The 13,161-nt window shown below is 63.0% G+C and carries 14 protein-coding genes; 9 read left to right on the top strand and 5 right to left on the bottom strand.

Annotated elements, in window-relative coordinates:
• Positions 1–51: 51 nt before the first annotated feature.
• The 3 genes from gloA to NRS07_RS18150 form a co-directional block, all read right to left on the bottom strand.
• Positions 52–465, bottom strand: coding sequence for a lactoylglutathione lyase (gloA, locus tag NRS07_RS18160; RefSeq protein WP_259209487.1), 414 nt, complete (start codon positions 463–465; stop codon positions 52–54).
• A 283-nt stretch (positions 466–748) separates the two neighbouring features.
• Positions 749–1,180: an OsmC family protein gene (locus tag NRS07_RS18155; RefSeq protein WP_259209485.1), complete on the bottom strand. Its 432-nt coding sequence runs from the start codon at positions 1,178–1,180 to the stop codon at positions 749–751.
• Between the two features lie 11 nt (positions 1,181–1,191).
• The gene (locus NRS07_RS18150) at positions 1,192–1,512 is read right to left on the bottom strand and encodes a hypothetical protein (RefSeq protein ID WP_259209484.1); all 321 of its coding nucleotides are present in this window, start codon (positions 1,510–1,512) and stop codon (positions 1,192–1,194) included.
• A gap of 258 nt (positions 1,513–1,770) precedes the next feature.
• Here NRS07_RS18150 and NRS07_RS18145 point away from each other — a divergent pair, with 258 nt between their 5' ends.
• From NRS07_RS18145 to hemH, 4 genes are all read left to right on the top strand, one after another.
• Positions 1,771–2,673 carry an NAD kinase gene (locus NRS07_RS18145; protein WP_259209482.1) on the top strand — a complete coding sequence of 301 codons (903 nt, stop codon included), beginning with the start codon at positions 1,771–1,773 and terminating at the stop codon, positions 2,671–2,673.
• A 54-nt stretch (positions 2,674–2,727) separates the two neighbouring features.
• Positions 2,728–4,392 carry a DNA repair protein RecN gene (gene recN / locus NRS07_RS18140; protein WP_259209479.1) on the top strand — a complete coding sequence of 555 codons (1,665 nt, stop codon included), beginning with the start codon at positions 2,728–2,730 and terminating at the stop codon, positions 4,390–4,392.
• Between the two features lie 111 nt (positions 4,393–4,503).
• Complete coding sequence (locus NRS07_RS18135; protein WP_259209478.1) at positions 4,504–4,932, top strand: organic hydroperoxide resistance protein; 429 nt, start codon at positions 4,504–4,506, stop codon at positions 4,930–4,932.
• A 92-nt stretch (positions 4,933–5,024) separates the two neighbouring features.
• Positions 5,025–6,155, top strand: a complete 1,131-nt coding sequence (hemH, locus tag NRS07_RS18130; protein WP_259209475.1) for a ferrochelatase — start codon at positions 5,025–5,027, stop codon at positions 6,153–6,155.
• Positions 6,156–6,202: 47 nt separating this feature from the next.
• On the opposite strand, the gene NRS07_RS18125 is transcribed toward hemH, so the two are convergent.
• Positions 6,203–6,418, bottom strand: coding sequence for a hypothetical protein (locus NRS07_RS18125; RefSeq protein ID WP_259209473.1), 216 nt, complete (start codon positions 6,416–6,418; stop codon positions 6,203–6,205).
• 115 nt (positions 6,419–6,533) lie between these two features.
• Here NRS07_RS18125 and grpE point away from each other — a divergent pair, with 115 nt between their 5' ends.
• The 5 genes from grpE to NRS07_RS18100 all read left to right on the top strand — a co-directional run bounded on the left by grpE (position 6,534) and on the right by NRS07_RS18100 (position 11,598).
• Positions 6,534–7,115, top strand: a complete 582-nt coding sequence (gene grpE, locus NRS07_RS18120; protein WP_259209472.1) for a nucleotide exchange factor GrpE — start codon at positions 6,534–6,536, stop codon at positions 7,113–7,115.
• Positions 7,116–7,249: 134 nt separating this feature from the next.
• A complete protein-coding gene (dnaK, locus tag NRS07_RS18115; protein ID WP_259209470.1) occupies positions 7,250–9,193 on the top strand; it encodes a molecular chaperone DnaK in 1,944 nt (647 codons plus the stop codon).
• A 135-nt stretch (positions 9,194–9,328) separates the two neighbouring features.
• Positions 9,329–10,462 carry a molecular chaperone DnaJ gene (gene dnaJ / locus NRS07_RS18110; protein ID WP_259209468.1) on the top strand — a complete coding sequence of 378 codons (1,134 nt, stop codon included), beginning with the start codon at positions 9,329–9,331 and terminating at the stop codon, positions 10,460–10,462.
• 97 nt (positions 10,463–10,559) lie between these two features.
• Positions 10,560–11,252 carry a carbonate dehydratase gene (gene can / locus NRS07_RS18105; RefSeq protein ID WP_259209467.1) on the top strand — a complete coding sequence of 231 codons (693 nt, stop codon included), beginning with the start codon at positions 10,560–10,562 and terminating at the stop codon, positions 11,250–11,252.
• Positions 11,230–11,598, top strand: a complete 369-nt coding sequence (locus NRS07_RS18100; RefSeq protein ID WP_259209465.1) for a nucleotide pyrophosphohydrolase — start codon at positions 11,230–11,232, stop codon at positions 11,596–11,598. The genes can and NRS07_RS18100 overlap by 23 nt, the downstream gene beginning before the upstream one ends.
• Before the next feature lie 30 nt (positions 11,599–11,628).
• On the opposite strand, the gene NRS07_RS18095 is transcribed toward NRS07_RS18100, so the two are convergent.
• On the bottom strand, positions 11,629–13,083 hold the full coding sequence (locus tag NRS07_RS18095) for an NAD-dependent succinate-semialdehyde dehydrogenase (RefSeq protein WP_259209463.1): 1,455 nt from the start codon (positions 13,081–13,083) through the stop codon (positions 11,629–11,631).
• Positions 13,084–13,161: the final 78 nt, after the last annotated feature.

The following is a 13,161-nucleotide window of genomic DNA, read 5'->3' as shown; positions in this document are numbered from 1 at the left end:
GCGCCTGCCATGCATCGCCATCAACTTCCTCCTCCCTACTGAGATAGGTTCTTAGCCGGCCAGGCCGCTGCCGGCAGCACGATCCTTGCGCTCGATCAGCTCGACCTTGTAGCCGTCGGGATCGGTGATAAAGGCGATCACGGTGCTGCCGCCCTTGACCGGGCCCGGCTCGCGCGTGATGTTGCCTCCTGCTGCGCGTACGCCGTCGCAGGTGGCATAAATATCGTCGGCCGAGATGGCGATGTGGCCATATGCCGTGCCCATGTCGTAGCTGTCGACGCCATGGTTATAGGTCAGTTCGAGCTCGGCATGGTCCGGATTGCTGCCGTAGCCGAGGAAGGCCAGGGTATATTTGTATTCGGGATTGTCGCTGGTACGCAGCAATGTCATGCCGAGCACCTTGGTATAGAAATCGATGGAGCGCTGCAGGTTGCCGACGCGAAGCATGGTGTGCAGGATGCGCATGGGGTGACTTTCTAGAAATGCGGGAAAGCAGCCATTTTATGCGGTGAAGGGGGAACTTGCAGGGAACGGCTGCGCCTTGCTGGCCCAGCCGCCCACTTTGCAAACCGGCTCACATCGAGCGGCTTAGAACCTATCCCAGTAGGTTATGAGTCGTTGCTGGCGCGCCTGACAGGCGGGTGCTGCGTTGCTCGTCGTTGCATGGCTCGCCATGCGGCCTCCTCGCGCCTTGCCCGCGCCTGCCATGCATCGCCATCAACTTCCTCCTCCCTACTGGGATAGGTTCTTAGTTTTCGAGTGTTGAACTGAGCGTGATCGTGGCGTTGAGCAGCTTCGAGACCGGGCAATTGTCTTTGGCGGTGTTGGCAGCCTTGTCGAAGGCTTCCTGGCTGGCGCCCGGAATTTTCGCGACCAGGTCGAGGTGCACGGCGGTGATCGAGAAGCCGCCTTCGACTTTTTCCATCGAGACCGTAGCGCTGGTGCGCAGTTCTTGCGCCGTAAGGCCGGCCTGGCCCAGCTGGCCGGACAGCGCCATCGTGAAGCAGCCCGCGTGGGCGGCGCCGATCAGTTCTTCGGGGTTGGTGCCGGGGCCGTCTTCGAAGCGGGTATTGAAGCCGTACTGCGCCTCGTTGAGCACGCCGCTGTCGGTCGAGACTGCGCCCTTGCCGTCTTTCAGGCCGCCGCTCCAGACGGCACTACCTTTGCGTTTGATTGTCATTGATTGATTCCTTACAGGTTGTTTTTGTCGGTGGGAGCGTCGTCGGCGTCATGACGGCGCATCGAGCGGTGGTTGTCGGACAGCGGATTGGCCTGCCCGGTCGCGCCTGCCTTGGGATCGACGGCCTGGTCCAGTCCCTGGCCGTTGGTGCCGTAGCAATCGGTGTTCTGCAGGCCCTGCGCCAAATCTTCGGCGGCCTGCTTGATGACGCCGCGCGGCGCCTGGTCTTGCGCGTCGGGGGTTTCGTCGCGTTCGTGTGGCTGGCGCTTGACGCCATCGTTTTCCATCGGGGCCTTCGTGTTGACGAAGCGGTCTTTGGTTTCGGTAACCATGTACATCTCCTATAGCAGTTGACGCAATCCTAACCCCGCACCGCCAATGAAGTCGCGCGCTTGGACGGCTGGCCCTGGTGTCGGTGGCGCAAGGCGCTGACCGGCGCCAGATGGCTTGCCGGTTGCGCGCCATCCCCGCTATACTGTTTATTCATACAGTCATTCCGGGCCCTCGTCGCCGAACCTTGTAGCCGCACCTTCTATCGCAGCCGCGAATCGGTTAATCTCCACAGTCCTGACCCCAACCGCCCGAGACCCATGCCCGTGACGCCCCAACCGCAAAAAATCATCGCGCTCGTGGTGCGGCAAAATACCCCCGGCATCGAAGAGCCGGTAGGGCGCCTGACCGAATTCCTGGCCGCCTCCGGCTACCGGGTCGTGTACGAAACCGATACCGCGGCGCACCTGGGAACCCATGGCATCGAAGCCATGAGCGTGGCCGAGATTGGCGAACAGGCCAGCTACGCGGTGGTGATGGGCGGCGACGGCACCATGCTCGGCATCGCGCGCCAGCTTGCCCAGTACGATATTCCGCTCATCGGCATCAACTCGGGCCGGCTTGGTTTTATCACCGACATTCCGATCGACCGCATGGTGCCGGCCCTGGACGAGATTTTGCAGGGCCAGGCCAAGGCCGAGGAGCGCACGCTGCTCGAAGCGCGCGTGGTGCGCGACGGCCAGCAGATCTTCTGCGCCGTGGCGTTCAACGACGTGGTGGTGGCGCGCGGCGCCGGCGCCGGCATGGTCGAGCTCAAGCTCACCGTCGATGGCGAATTCATGTACAACCAGCGCGCGGACGGCCTGATCGTCTCCACGCCCACCGGCTCGACCGCCTATGCGCTGTCGGCAGGTGGTCCGCTGCTGCATCCGCGCGTGCAAGGCATCGTGCTGGTGCCGATCGCGCCGCATGCGCTGTCGAACCGTCCGATCGTGGTGCCCGAATCGAGCGAAATCGTGGTCGAACTGGTGGCCGGACGCGACATCAGCGTCAATTTCGACATGCAGACCTTTACCAGCGCGCAGCTGGGCGACCATATCGTTATTTCGCGTTCGCCGCACACGATCACCTTCCTGCACCCGCGCGACTGGAGCTATTACCATACGCTGCGCGAAAAGCTGCACTGGAACGAATACCCGACCAACGAAGTCAAGCTCGCGTAAGGCCCCAGGGCCGCGCCAAGCACCAACAAGCCACGACAGGAGACCCGATTTTTCATGCTGCGCACACTTACCATCCGTGACTTCGTCATTGTCGACGCCATCGAACTGGAGTTCGCGAACGGCTTCTCGGTGTTTACCGGCGAGACCGGCGCCGGCAAGTCGATCCTGATCGATGCGCTGCAACTGGCGCTGGGCGGGCGCGGCGACGCGAGCATGGTGCGCGAAGGCGCAGCCAAGGCTGACATCAGCGCCGATTTCGCGCTTACGCCGGCGGCCAGCCAGTGGCTGGCGCAGCGCGAGCTAGGCAGCGACGAGGACGGGGCGCTGGTGCGCCGCGTGATCGACAACGCCGGCCGCTCGAAGGCCTATATCAACGGCATCAGCGCCACCGCCGCGCAGTTGCGCGAGCTGGGCGACCTGCTGGTCGACATCCACGGCCAGCACGCGCACCAGTCGCTGCTCAAGCTCGAGTCCCAGCGCGCCCTGCTCGACAACCAGATCGCGGTGCGCGACCCTGCCGCCCTCGAGGACATGCAGGCGGTGAGCAGCGCCTACAAGAACTGGCGTGCACTGGTGCGCCAGCGCGAAGAGTTCGAGAACGACGCGCGCAACGTGCTGCTCGAGCGCGAACGCCTGGAGTGGCAGGTTGGTGAGCTCGACAAGCTGGCGCCAAAGTCCGGCGAGTGGACCGAGATCACCAACGAGCATGGCCGCCTGTCGCACGCGGCCAGCCTGCTCGAGGGCGCGCAGGAGGCCCTGCAGGCGATCTCCGAAGCCGACCAGCCGATCCTGTCGCAGCTCTCGTCGCTGAACCAGAAGCTGGGCAAGCTGGTCGATATCGACACCGGGCTGCAGCCGGTGCTCGACTGCATGGAACCGGCGCGCATCCAGCTGCAAGAGGCCGTGTACGCGCTGAACAACTACATCGACAAGGTCGAACTCGACCCGGACCGCCTGCGCCAGGTCGACGCCCGCATGGAAGCCCTGCACGGCGCCGCGCGCCGCTACCACGTCGCGCCCGAAGCGCTGCACGAAGAACACGCCACCCTGGGGGCGCGCCTGCGCCAGCTGGCCGACGCCAGCGACATCGACGGCCTGCGCAAGCAGGAAGACAAGGCCAGGACGGCCTACCTGGCAGCCAGCGCGCGCCTGTCGAAACGGCGCGCGCTAGCGGCCGTGGAGCTGGGCAAGGGCGTCACCAGCGCGATGCAAGAACTGAGCATGACCGGCGGCAGCTTTGCCGTTGCGCTCAACGCCGGCGAGCCTGGCGTGCACGGCGTCGAGCAGGTCGAATTCCTGGTGGCCGGCCATGCCGGCGTGGCGCCGCGGCCGCTGGCCAAGGTGGCCTCGGGCGGCGAACTGGCGCGCATCTCGCTGGCGATCGCCGTCATTACCGCGCACGCCACCACCACCCCGACCCTGATCTTCGACGAAGTCGATACCGGCATTGGCGGCGGCGTGGCCGAGGTGGTGGGACGCCTGCTCAAGCGCCTGGGGCAGCAGCGCCAGGTGCTATGCGTGACCCACCTGCCGCAGGTGGCCAGCCAGGCCAACCAGCACTTCCAGGTCGCCAAGGGCACGAGCGGCGAAGGCCGCACCGTCTCGCGCATCGATGTGCTCGACAACCGATCGCGGGTCGAAGAAGTCGCGCGCATGCTGGGCGGAATCGAAATCACCGAGACGACGCGCAAGCACGCCAGGGAGTTGCTGGCCTCGTGATGGCTACCGCAAAGCGTCGGCGGGCGGCCGACCTTTGTCACCTGGCGGCTCAACCGGATTGTCGATTCTGTGGCAAAGTCCAGGCTTGTCCAACCACCACAAGGAGTTCGAATGAGCATCGATAAAGTGCTGTACCGCGCCCAGGCAACGTCGCAGGGCGGCCGCGAAGGGATCTCGAAAAGTTCCGACGGGGTGCTCGATCTTCAGCTGAGCACGCCGAAGGAGCTTGGCGGCGGCGGCGGGCCGGGAACCAATCCCGAGCAGCTGTTTGCGGCCGGCTATTCGGCCTGCTTCCTGGGCGCCCTGAAGTTTGTCGCTGGCCAGCAGAAGGTGAGCTTGCCGCCTGAGCTGACCGTCAAAGGCGAGGTTGGCATCGGCCCGATCCCGACCGGCTTTGGTATCGAGGTCGACCTGACCATCCATGGCCCTGGCATGGATCCGGACCAGCTCAAGGAGCTGGTCGACAAGGCGCATATTGTCTGCCCGTATTCGAATGCCACCCGCAACAACATCGACGTGCGCTTGAGCACCACTACCTGAACGATCGTTTGTCCCACTGTTGTCCGCCGTACACATATGCGGCGTAGGGACGCCACTTTATAATAGCGGCGTCCCTCCAACCTCCCTCGCTCATGTTATTTCGAAAAGAACCGCCTTTCACCCACGGCACCGTGTCCGCGAACGCCATCGTGCTGGTCAACCTTGGCACGCCGGATGCACCGACCCGCAAGGCCGTGCGCCGCTACCTGAAACAGTTTCTTTCCGACCAGCGCGTGGTGGAGATCCCGGCCATGGTCTGGTGGTTCATCCTGCATCTGTTCATCTTGCCCTTCCGCTCGGGCAAGTCAGCCGCCAAATACCGCAGCATCTGGACCCGTGACGGCTCGCCACTGAAAGTAAATACCGAAAAGCAGGCCGTCTTGCTCGACAAGATGCTGCACGAGCGCGGCCACGAAGCGGTCAAGGTGGTGATGGCCATGCGCTATGGCTCGCCGTCGCTGCCCGAGGTGCTGGAGCGTCTCAAGCAGGAGCATTGCGAGCGCATCGTGATCCTGCCAGCCTATCCGCAGTATTCCGGCACCACCACCGCCTCGGTCTGGGACGCCGTGTACGCCTATTTCGGCAAGTCCCGGAATATTCCGGAACTGCGCCTGGTCAAGCATTACCACGATAACGAAGGCTATATCGACGCGCTGCGCGCGAGCGTCGAAGCATATTGGGAAGCCCATGGCCGCGGCCAGAAGCTCGTGATGAGCTTCCACGGCATTCCGAAGCGTACGCTGATGCTGGGCGATCCGTACTTCTGCGAATGCCAGAAGACCGCGCGCCTGCTTGCCGCCGCGCTGGGCATGGGGGCAGACGAATACGTCGTTACCTTCCAGTCGCGCTTTGGCAAGGCCGAATGGCTGCAGCCGTACACCGCGCCGACCGTGCAGCAACTGGCGCGCGAGGGCGTCGAGCGCGTCGACGTGATCTGCCCGGGTTTCACCAGCGACTGCCTGGAAACGCTCGAAGAGATCGCCATGGAAGTCAAGCATGACTTCGAAACCGCGGGCGGCAAGGAATTTCACTACATACCGTGCCTGAACGATTCGCCGGCCTGGATCACCGGGCTGGCCGAGATCGCCGAACAGCACCTGATCGGCTGGCCGACCATCCTGACGCCGGCCCAGCGCGCGGCCCAGCGCCGCGATGTCCAGGTAGGGGCCCAGCATGCGGCCCAGCTCGGCGCGGAAGCTGGTGTTGCCGATCTGTTAAAATAGTTGCTTCCGGCGCGTTCGCGCGCCGCGAGCCGCCCATCTGCGAGGGTTCAGGGCGTCGCGCCGATTCCCACGTGGCATAACCATGCCAGCACCGCGATGGTGTACAGGACGACGGCGCTGCTAATCATTCGTAGTCTCATGAAATCTGTTCCCAGGTTGCGCGGCAAAGCTGCCGCATCCATGCCGAAAAGATTACGAGATTTCGTTATGAATTGATTCAGGGAAACCGTAAATCTTGTAACAAATAATTTCCAGATTTTCATCGGGGGATGGGGAACAACCCTTGAAAACGGTGAAGATCGCCCCATCTGCGGGCCTGTGTGCCAGGCAAGATACGTTTCCAATTAAGCCAAGTCCTTGATTCTAGGAGTTTTTTCTATGCAAGACCAAGAAAACCAAGAGGTATCCCAGCAATCGCCGGTCGATGCCGCCGTTGCCGATGCAGCGAACGAGGCCGCGCAGGCAGGCGCTGGCCAGGCTGGCGTGGCGCCGGCCGGCGAGTCGGACCTGGAAGCGCAGCTCAGTGCCACCGAAGCCAAGCTGGCCGAGATGCATGATGCGTTCATGCGCGCCAAGGCCGATGCCGAGAACATTCGCCGCCGCGCCCAGGAAGACGTGACCAAGGCCCACAAGTTCGCCATCGAAGGTTTTGCCGAGGCCATGGTGCCGGTGCGCGACAGCCTGGAAATGGCGCTGAAGGTCGAGACCCAGACCGTCGAAGCCATCCGCGAAGGCGTGGAAATGACTCTCAAGCAGCTTAGCGCCGCGTTCGAAAAGAACCGCGTACTCGAGGTCATGCCGCAAGCCGGCGACAAGCTCGACCCGAACAAGCACCAGGCCGTGGCCGTGGTGCCGTCCGAGCAGGAGGCCAATACCGTGGTCACCGTGCTGCAAAAAGGATACACGATTGCCGACCGCCTGCTGCGTCCGGCAATCGTGACGGCCGCCGCGCCGAAGTAAGTGGAAGTGACGCTGCGGCGCGGGAAGAATATCTGCGACGGCTGAGTATCGCCGTCGCTCCCCTTGAAAGCACGCAGTTTTTCCCAATATTGAATCCATCCGAAACTAAGCGTCTTATATAAAAGGAACACATCATGGGCAGAATTATCGGTATTGACCTGGGGACCACCAACTCCTGCGTCGCGATCATGGAAAACGGCCAGCCAAAGGTCATCGAGAACGCCGAAGGCGCGCGTACCACGCCATCGATCATCGCTTACCAGGAAGATGGCGAGATTCTTGTCGGTGCGCCGGCGAAACGCCAGGCCGTCACTAACCCAAAGAACACCCTGTTTGCCGTCAAGCGCCTGATCGGCCGCAAGTACGACGAGAAAGAAGTCCAGAAAGACATCTCGCTGATGCCGTATGCGATCGTCAAGGCCGACAATGGCGACGCCTGGATCGGCGTGCGCGACAAGAAGCTCGCGGCCCAGCAGGTGTCGGCTGAAATCCTGCGCAAGATGAAGAAGACCGCCGAAGACTACCTCGGCGAAGAAGTCACCGAAGCGGTCATCACCGTGCCGGCCTACTTCAACGACTCGCAGCGCCAGGCTACCAAGGACGCCGGCCGCATCGCGGGCCTGGACGTCAAGCGCATCATCAACGAGCCGACCGCGGCCGCGCTGGCTTTCGGCCTGGACAAGACCGAAAAGGGCGACCGCAAGATCGCCGTGTATGACCTCGGCGGCGGCACCTTCGACGTCTCGATCATCGAGATCGCCGATGTGGACGGCGAGAAGCAGTTCGAAGTGCTCTCGACCAATGGCGACACCTTCCTTGGCGGCGAAGACTTCGACCAGCGCATCATCGATTACATCATCGACGAGTTCAAGAAGATCAATGGCCTGGACCTGTCGAAAGACGCGATCGCCCTGCAGCGCATCAAGGCTTCGGCCGAGCGCGCCAAGATCGAACTGTCGTCGTCGCAGCAGACCGAAATCAACGAGCCCTACATCGCCATGGCGAACGGCGCGCCGGTCCACCTGAACCTGAAGATGACCCGCGCCAAGCTCGAATCGCTGGTCGAGGAACTGATCGCCAAGACCATCGAGCCATGCCGCATCGCCATCAAGGATGCCGGCGTCAAGGTTTCGGACATCGACGACATCATCCTGGTCGGCGGCATGACCCGCATGCCGAAGGTGCAGGAAAAAGTGAAGGAATTCTTCGGCAAGGATCCACGCAAGGACGTGAACCCGGACGAAGCCGTCGCTGTCGGCGCCGCGATCCAGGGCTCGGTACTGTCGGGCGAGCGCAAGGACTTGCTGCTGCTGGACGTGACGCCTCTGTCGCTGGGTATCGAAACCCTGGGCGGCGTGATGACCAAGATGATTCACAAGAACACCACGATCCCGACCAAGTTCTCGCAGGTGTTCTCGACCGCCGACGACAACCAGCCGGCCGTGACCATCAAGGTGTTCCAGGGCGAGCGTGAAATCGCATCGGGCAACAAGGGCCTGGGCGAATTCAACCTCGAGGGCATCCCGCCAGCACCACGCGGCACGCCGCAGGTTGAAGTGACCTTCGACATCGACGCCAACGGCATTTTGCACGTCGGCGCCAAAGACAAGGCCACTGGTAAAGAAAACAAGATCACCATCAAGGCCAATTCGGGTCTGACCGAAGACGAGATCCAGAAGATGGTGAAGGACGCCGAGCTTAACGCCGAAGAAGACAAGAAGGTCAAGGAATTGGCCGAGTCGCGCAACCAGGGCGACGCGCTGGTGCACTCGACCAAGAAGTCGCTGGCCGAATACGGCGACAAGCTCGAAGCGGGCGAAAAGGAAGCGATCGAAGCTGCGATCACGGACCTGGAAGGCGCGATCAAGAGCGGCGACAAGTCGGACATCGATGCCAAGACCGCAAGCCTGTCGAGCGCTTCGCAAAAGCTGGGCGAGAAGATGTATGCCGACATGCAGGCCCAGCAGGCCGGTAGTGCCGGCGCGGCCGGCGACCAGCCGGGCGGCCAGGGTGGCGAGCAGGCGCAGCAGGACGACGTGGTCGACGCCGACTTCAAGGAAGTGAAAGACGCGAAGTAAGCGCGGCCGGGGCGAGTCGATCGACTAGCTCCGCTCCGAGCGAACCGCCGAGCCGCTGCGACCACATGGTTCCCCGGCTCGGTTTTTTTGCATATACACCGTTTCATCAGTATCTAACAAAGCAAGGTGCCGCCTATGGCAAAGCGTGATTTTTACGAGATCCTCGGGGTCGCGAAGAATGCGTCGGAAGACGACATCAAGAAGTCGTATCGCAAGCTCGCGATGAAATACCATCCCGACCGCAATCCCGACAACAAGGAAGCGGAAGAGAAGTTCAAGGAAGTAAAAGAAGCCTACGAGATGCTGACCAATCCGGAAAAGCGCGACGCGTATGACCGCTATGGTCATGCCGGCGTGGATCCGAACATGGGCGGCGGTGGTGGCGGCGGCGGTTTCGGCGCCGGCGGCTTCGGCGACCTGGGCGACATCTTCGGCGACATCTTCGGCGGCGGCCGTGGCCGCGGCGGCGGCGGCGGACCCCAGGTCTACCGCGGCGCCGACCTGCGCTACAACCTCGAGATCACGCTGGAGCAGGCCGCCAACGGCTACGAGACCACGATCCGGGTTCCGAGCTGGGACAAGTGCGACACCTGCCACGGCAGCGGCGCCAAGCCGGGTACCCAGCCGGTTACCTGCACCACCTGTGCCGGCCATGGCCAGGTGCGCATGCAGCAGGGCTTCTTCAGCATCCAGCAGACCTGCCCGAAATGCCACGGCAACGGCAAGATCATTCCGGAGCCGTGCGCGGCCTGCGGCGGCGCCGGACGCATCAAGCGCAACAAGACGCTGGAAGTGAAGATCCCGGCCGGCATCGACAACGGCATGCGTATCCGCTCGACCGGCAACGGCGAACCGGGCACCAATGGCGGACCGGCGGGCGACCTGTATGTCGAGATCCACATCAAGCCGCACGCCGTGTTCCAGCGCGAAGGCGACGACCTGCATTGCGAGATGCCGATCTCGTTCAGCAAGGCGGCCCTGGGCGGCGAGATCGAAGTGCCGACCCTGACCGGCAAGGTGTCGTTCACGGTGCCCGAAGGCACCCAGACCGGCAAGACCTTCCGCCTCAAGGGCAAGGGCATCAAGGGCGTGCGTTCCGGCTATGTGGGCGACCTGTTCTGCCACGTCAACGTCGAAACCCCGGTCAAGCTGACCGACAAGCAGAAAGACCTGCTGCGCGAGTTCGAACGCTCGACCAACGAGGGTGGCGGCAAGCACAGCCCTCAGAGCAAGGGCTGGATGGACAAGGTCAAGGACTTCTTCGAGTAAGCGCCTGGCAAAAAAGAACCGCTGTCCGGTGCAAATCGGCAGCGGTTTTTTTTGTACACTATCGCTTATCCAGGATGCATCAAAACAGGGAGAAAAATTGGAAAACAAGACAGGCGTGACCGCCGAAGACCTTTTCGCACGCAACCGCAAATGGGCCGCCTCGATGGTGGTCGAAGACCCGAACTTCTTCAAGGACCTGGCAGCGCAGCAGGCGCCCGAGTACCTGTGGATCGGCTGTTCCGACAGCCGCGTGCCGGCCAATGAGCTGCTGGGCATGGCGCCAGGCGAACTGTTCGTGCACCGGAATATTGCCAACGTGGTCGTGCATTCCGACCTGAACTGCCTGTCCGTGCTGCAGTTCGCGGTCGACGTGCTCAAGGTCAAGCACATCATCATCTGCGGCCACTACGGCTGCTCTGGCGTGCATGCTGCGCTGACCGACCAGCGCGTGGGCATCGCCGATAACTGGCTGGGCCATGTGCGCGACGTGCGCGAAAAGCATGGCAAGTACCTGGGCAACGTGGTCGGCCGGGCCGCCACCAACCGCATGGTGGAACTGAACGTCGCGGAGCAGGTGATCAACGTGGCGCAGACGACGGTGGTGCGCGATGCCTGGGAACGCGGCCAGCCCTTGACCATCCATAGCTGGGTCTACGGCGTGCACGATGGCCTGTTGCGCGACCTTGGCATTACCGTCAGCAGCCAGGACGAGATCGCGCCGAAGCTCGAGCGCGTGCTCAATGGTTACCTGGACGGGGGAAAAGTACGTGACGAGCGGCGCGGACAGTGATCTCGCGCGGCTGCGCGATATCGTCCGCAGCTTTGTGGACGAGCGCGACTGGGACCAGTTCCATACGCCGAAGAACCTGGCCTCGGCCCTGAGCGTCGAAGCGGCCGAGCTGCTGGAGCATTTCCAGTGGCTGCAGCATGGACGTCTCGACGAATTGGGCGAGGCCAGGCATCAGCAGGTGCGGCACGAGATGGCCGATGTGCTGGTCTACCTGGTGCGCCTGGCCGACAAGCTCGACGTCGACCTGTTCGCCGCGGTGCAGGACAAGATGGTGCTCAACCGGGAGAAATACCCGGCCGAGCTAGTGCGCGGAGACGCGCGCAAATACTACGAGTACAAGAAGTGAGAGCGGGCTGCGCAGCGCAGCCCGCCTGCTTCAGATACCGCCCATGCAGATATATTTCACGACCAGGTAATCGTCCATGCCGTAGGTGGAGCCTTCGCGCCCCAGGCCCGATTGCTTGACGCCGCCAAAGGGCGCTACTTCGGTCGAGATCAGGCCGGTATTGACGCCGACCATGCCGGTCTCGATGGCCTCGGCCACGCGCCATACGCGCCCGATGTCGCGTGCATAGAAATACGAGGCCAGGCCAAATTCGGTGGCATTGGCCAGTTCGATGACTTCTTCTTCGGTATGGAAGCGAAACAGCGGCGCCAGTGGGCCGAAGGTTTCTTCGCTGGCCACCAGCATGCTCGAGGTCACTTCGGACAGCACGGTCGGCTCGAAGAAGCTGTGCCCGAGTTCGTGGCGCTTGCCGCCGGCCAGCAGCTTGGCACCCTTGCCGATGGCATCCTCGATGTGCTGCTCGACCTTGCGCACCGCTTTTTCCTCGATCAGCGGGCCCTGGTTGACGCCCTCATGCGCGCCGTTGCCCACCTTGAGCTTGCCCACCGCCGCTACCAGCTTGCGCGCGAACTCGTCGTAGACGCCGTCTTGCACATAGATGCGGTTGGCACACACGCAGGTCTGGCCGGCGTTGCGGTATTTCGAGGCGATCGCGCCTTCGACCGCGGCGTCGATGTCGGCATCGTCGAACACGATGAACGACGCATTGCCGCCCAGTTCGAGCGAGATTTTCTTGACGGTCGGCGCGCACTGCTCCATCAGCAGGCGGCCAACCGCGGTCGAGCCGGTGAAGCTGAGCTTGCGCACGATCGGGCTGGCGCTCATCTCGCCGCCAATCGCCTTGGCGTCGCCAATCACCACGCTGAACACGCCTTTCGGCACGCCGGCGCGCTCGGCCAGCACGGCCAGCGCCAGTGCCGAGTAGGGCGTAAGTTCGGACGGTTTGAGCACGATCGGGCAACCTGCGGCCAGCGCCGGCGCTACCTTGCGCGTGATCATCGCAGACGGAAAGTTCCATGGGGTGATCGCGGCGCACACGCCGACCGGTTCCTTGGTGACGACGATACGGCGATCTGGCCAGGGCGAAGCCAGCGTCTCGCCGGCGACGCGCTTGGCCTCTTCGGCAAACCACTCGAAGAACGCAGCCGCATACATCACTTCGCCCTTCGACTCGGTCAGCGGCTTGCCCTGTTCGAGCGTCATCAGCAGCGCCAGGTCGTCGGCATTCTCCAGCATCAGGTCGGACCACAGGCGCAAGATGGCGGCGCGCTCCTTGGCGCTCTTCTTGCGCCACTGCGCCCAAGCGGCGTTCGCGGCCTCGATCGCGCGCCGGGTTTCAGGCGCGCCCATATGCGGCACCTTGCCCAGCGTTTCGCCGCTGGCGGGATTGGTGACGGCGACCGTCGCTCCGTCGTCGGCGTCACACCATTGGCCGCCAATATAAGCCTGCTGGCGCAACAGGGAAGGGTCTTTGAGATCTAGCATGGGATGTCCTTTGCATGGGCGGCTGATAGCGAAGCGACATGGTAGACGTTTTTGCCAACATTGGGCAGTTGGCCACCC

This window comes from Massilia sp. H6, from assembly GCF_024802625.1.
In the GTDB taxonomy this organism is placed as follows: Bacteria; Pseudomonadota; Gammaproteobacteria; order Burkholderiales; family Burkholderiaceae_D; genus Telluria.
This window is presented reverse-complemented; position numbering and strand designations above follow the sequence as displayed.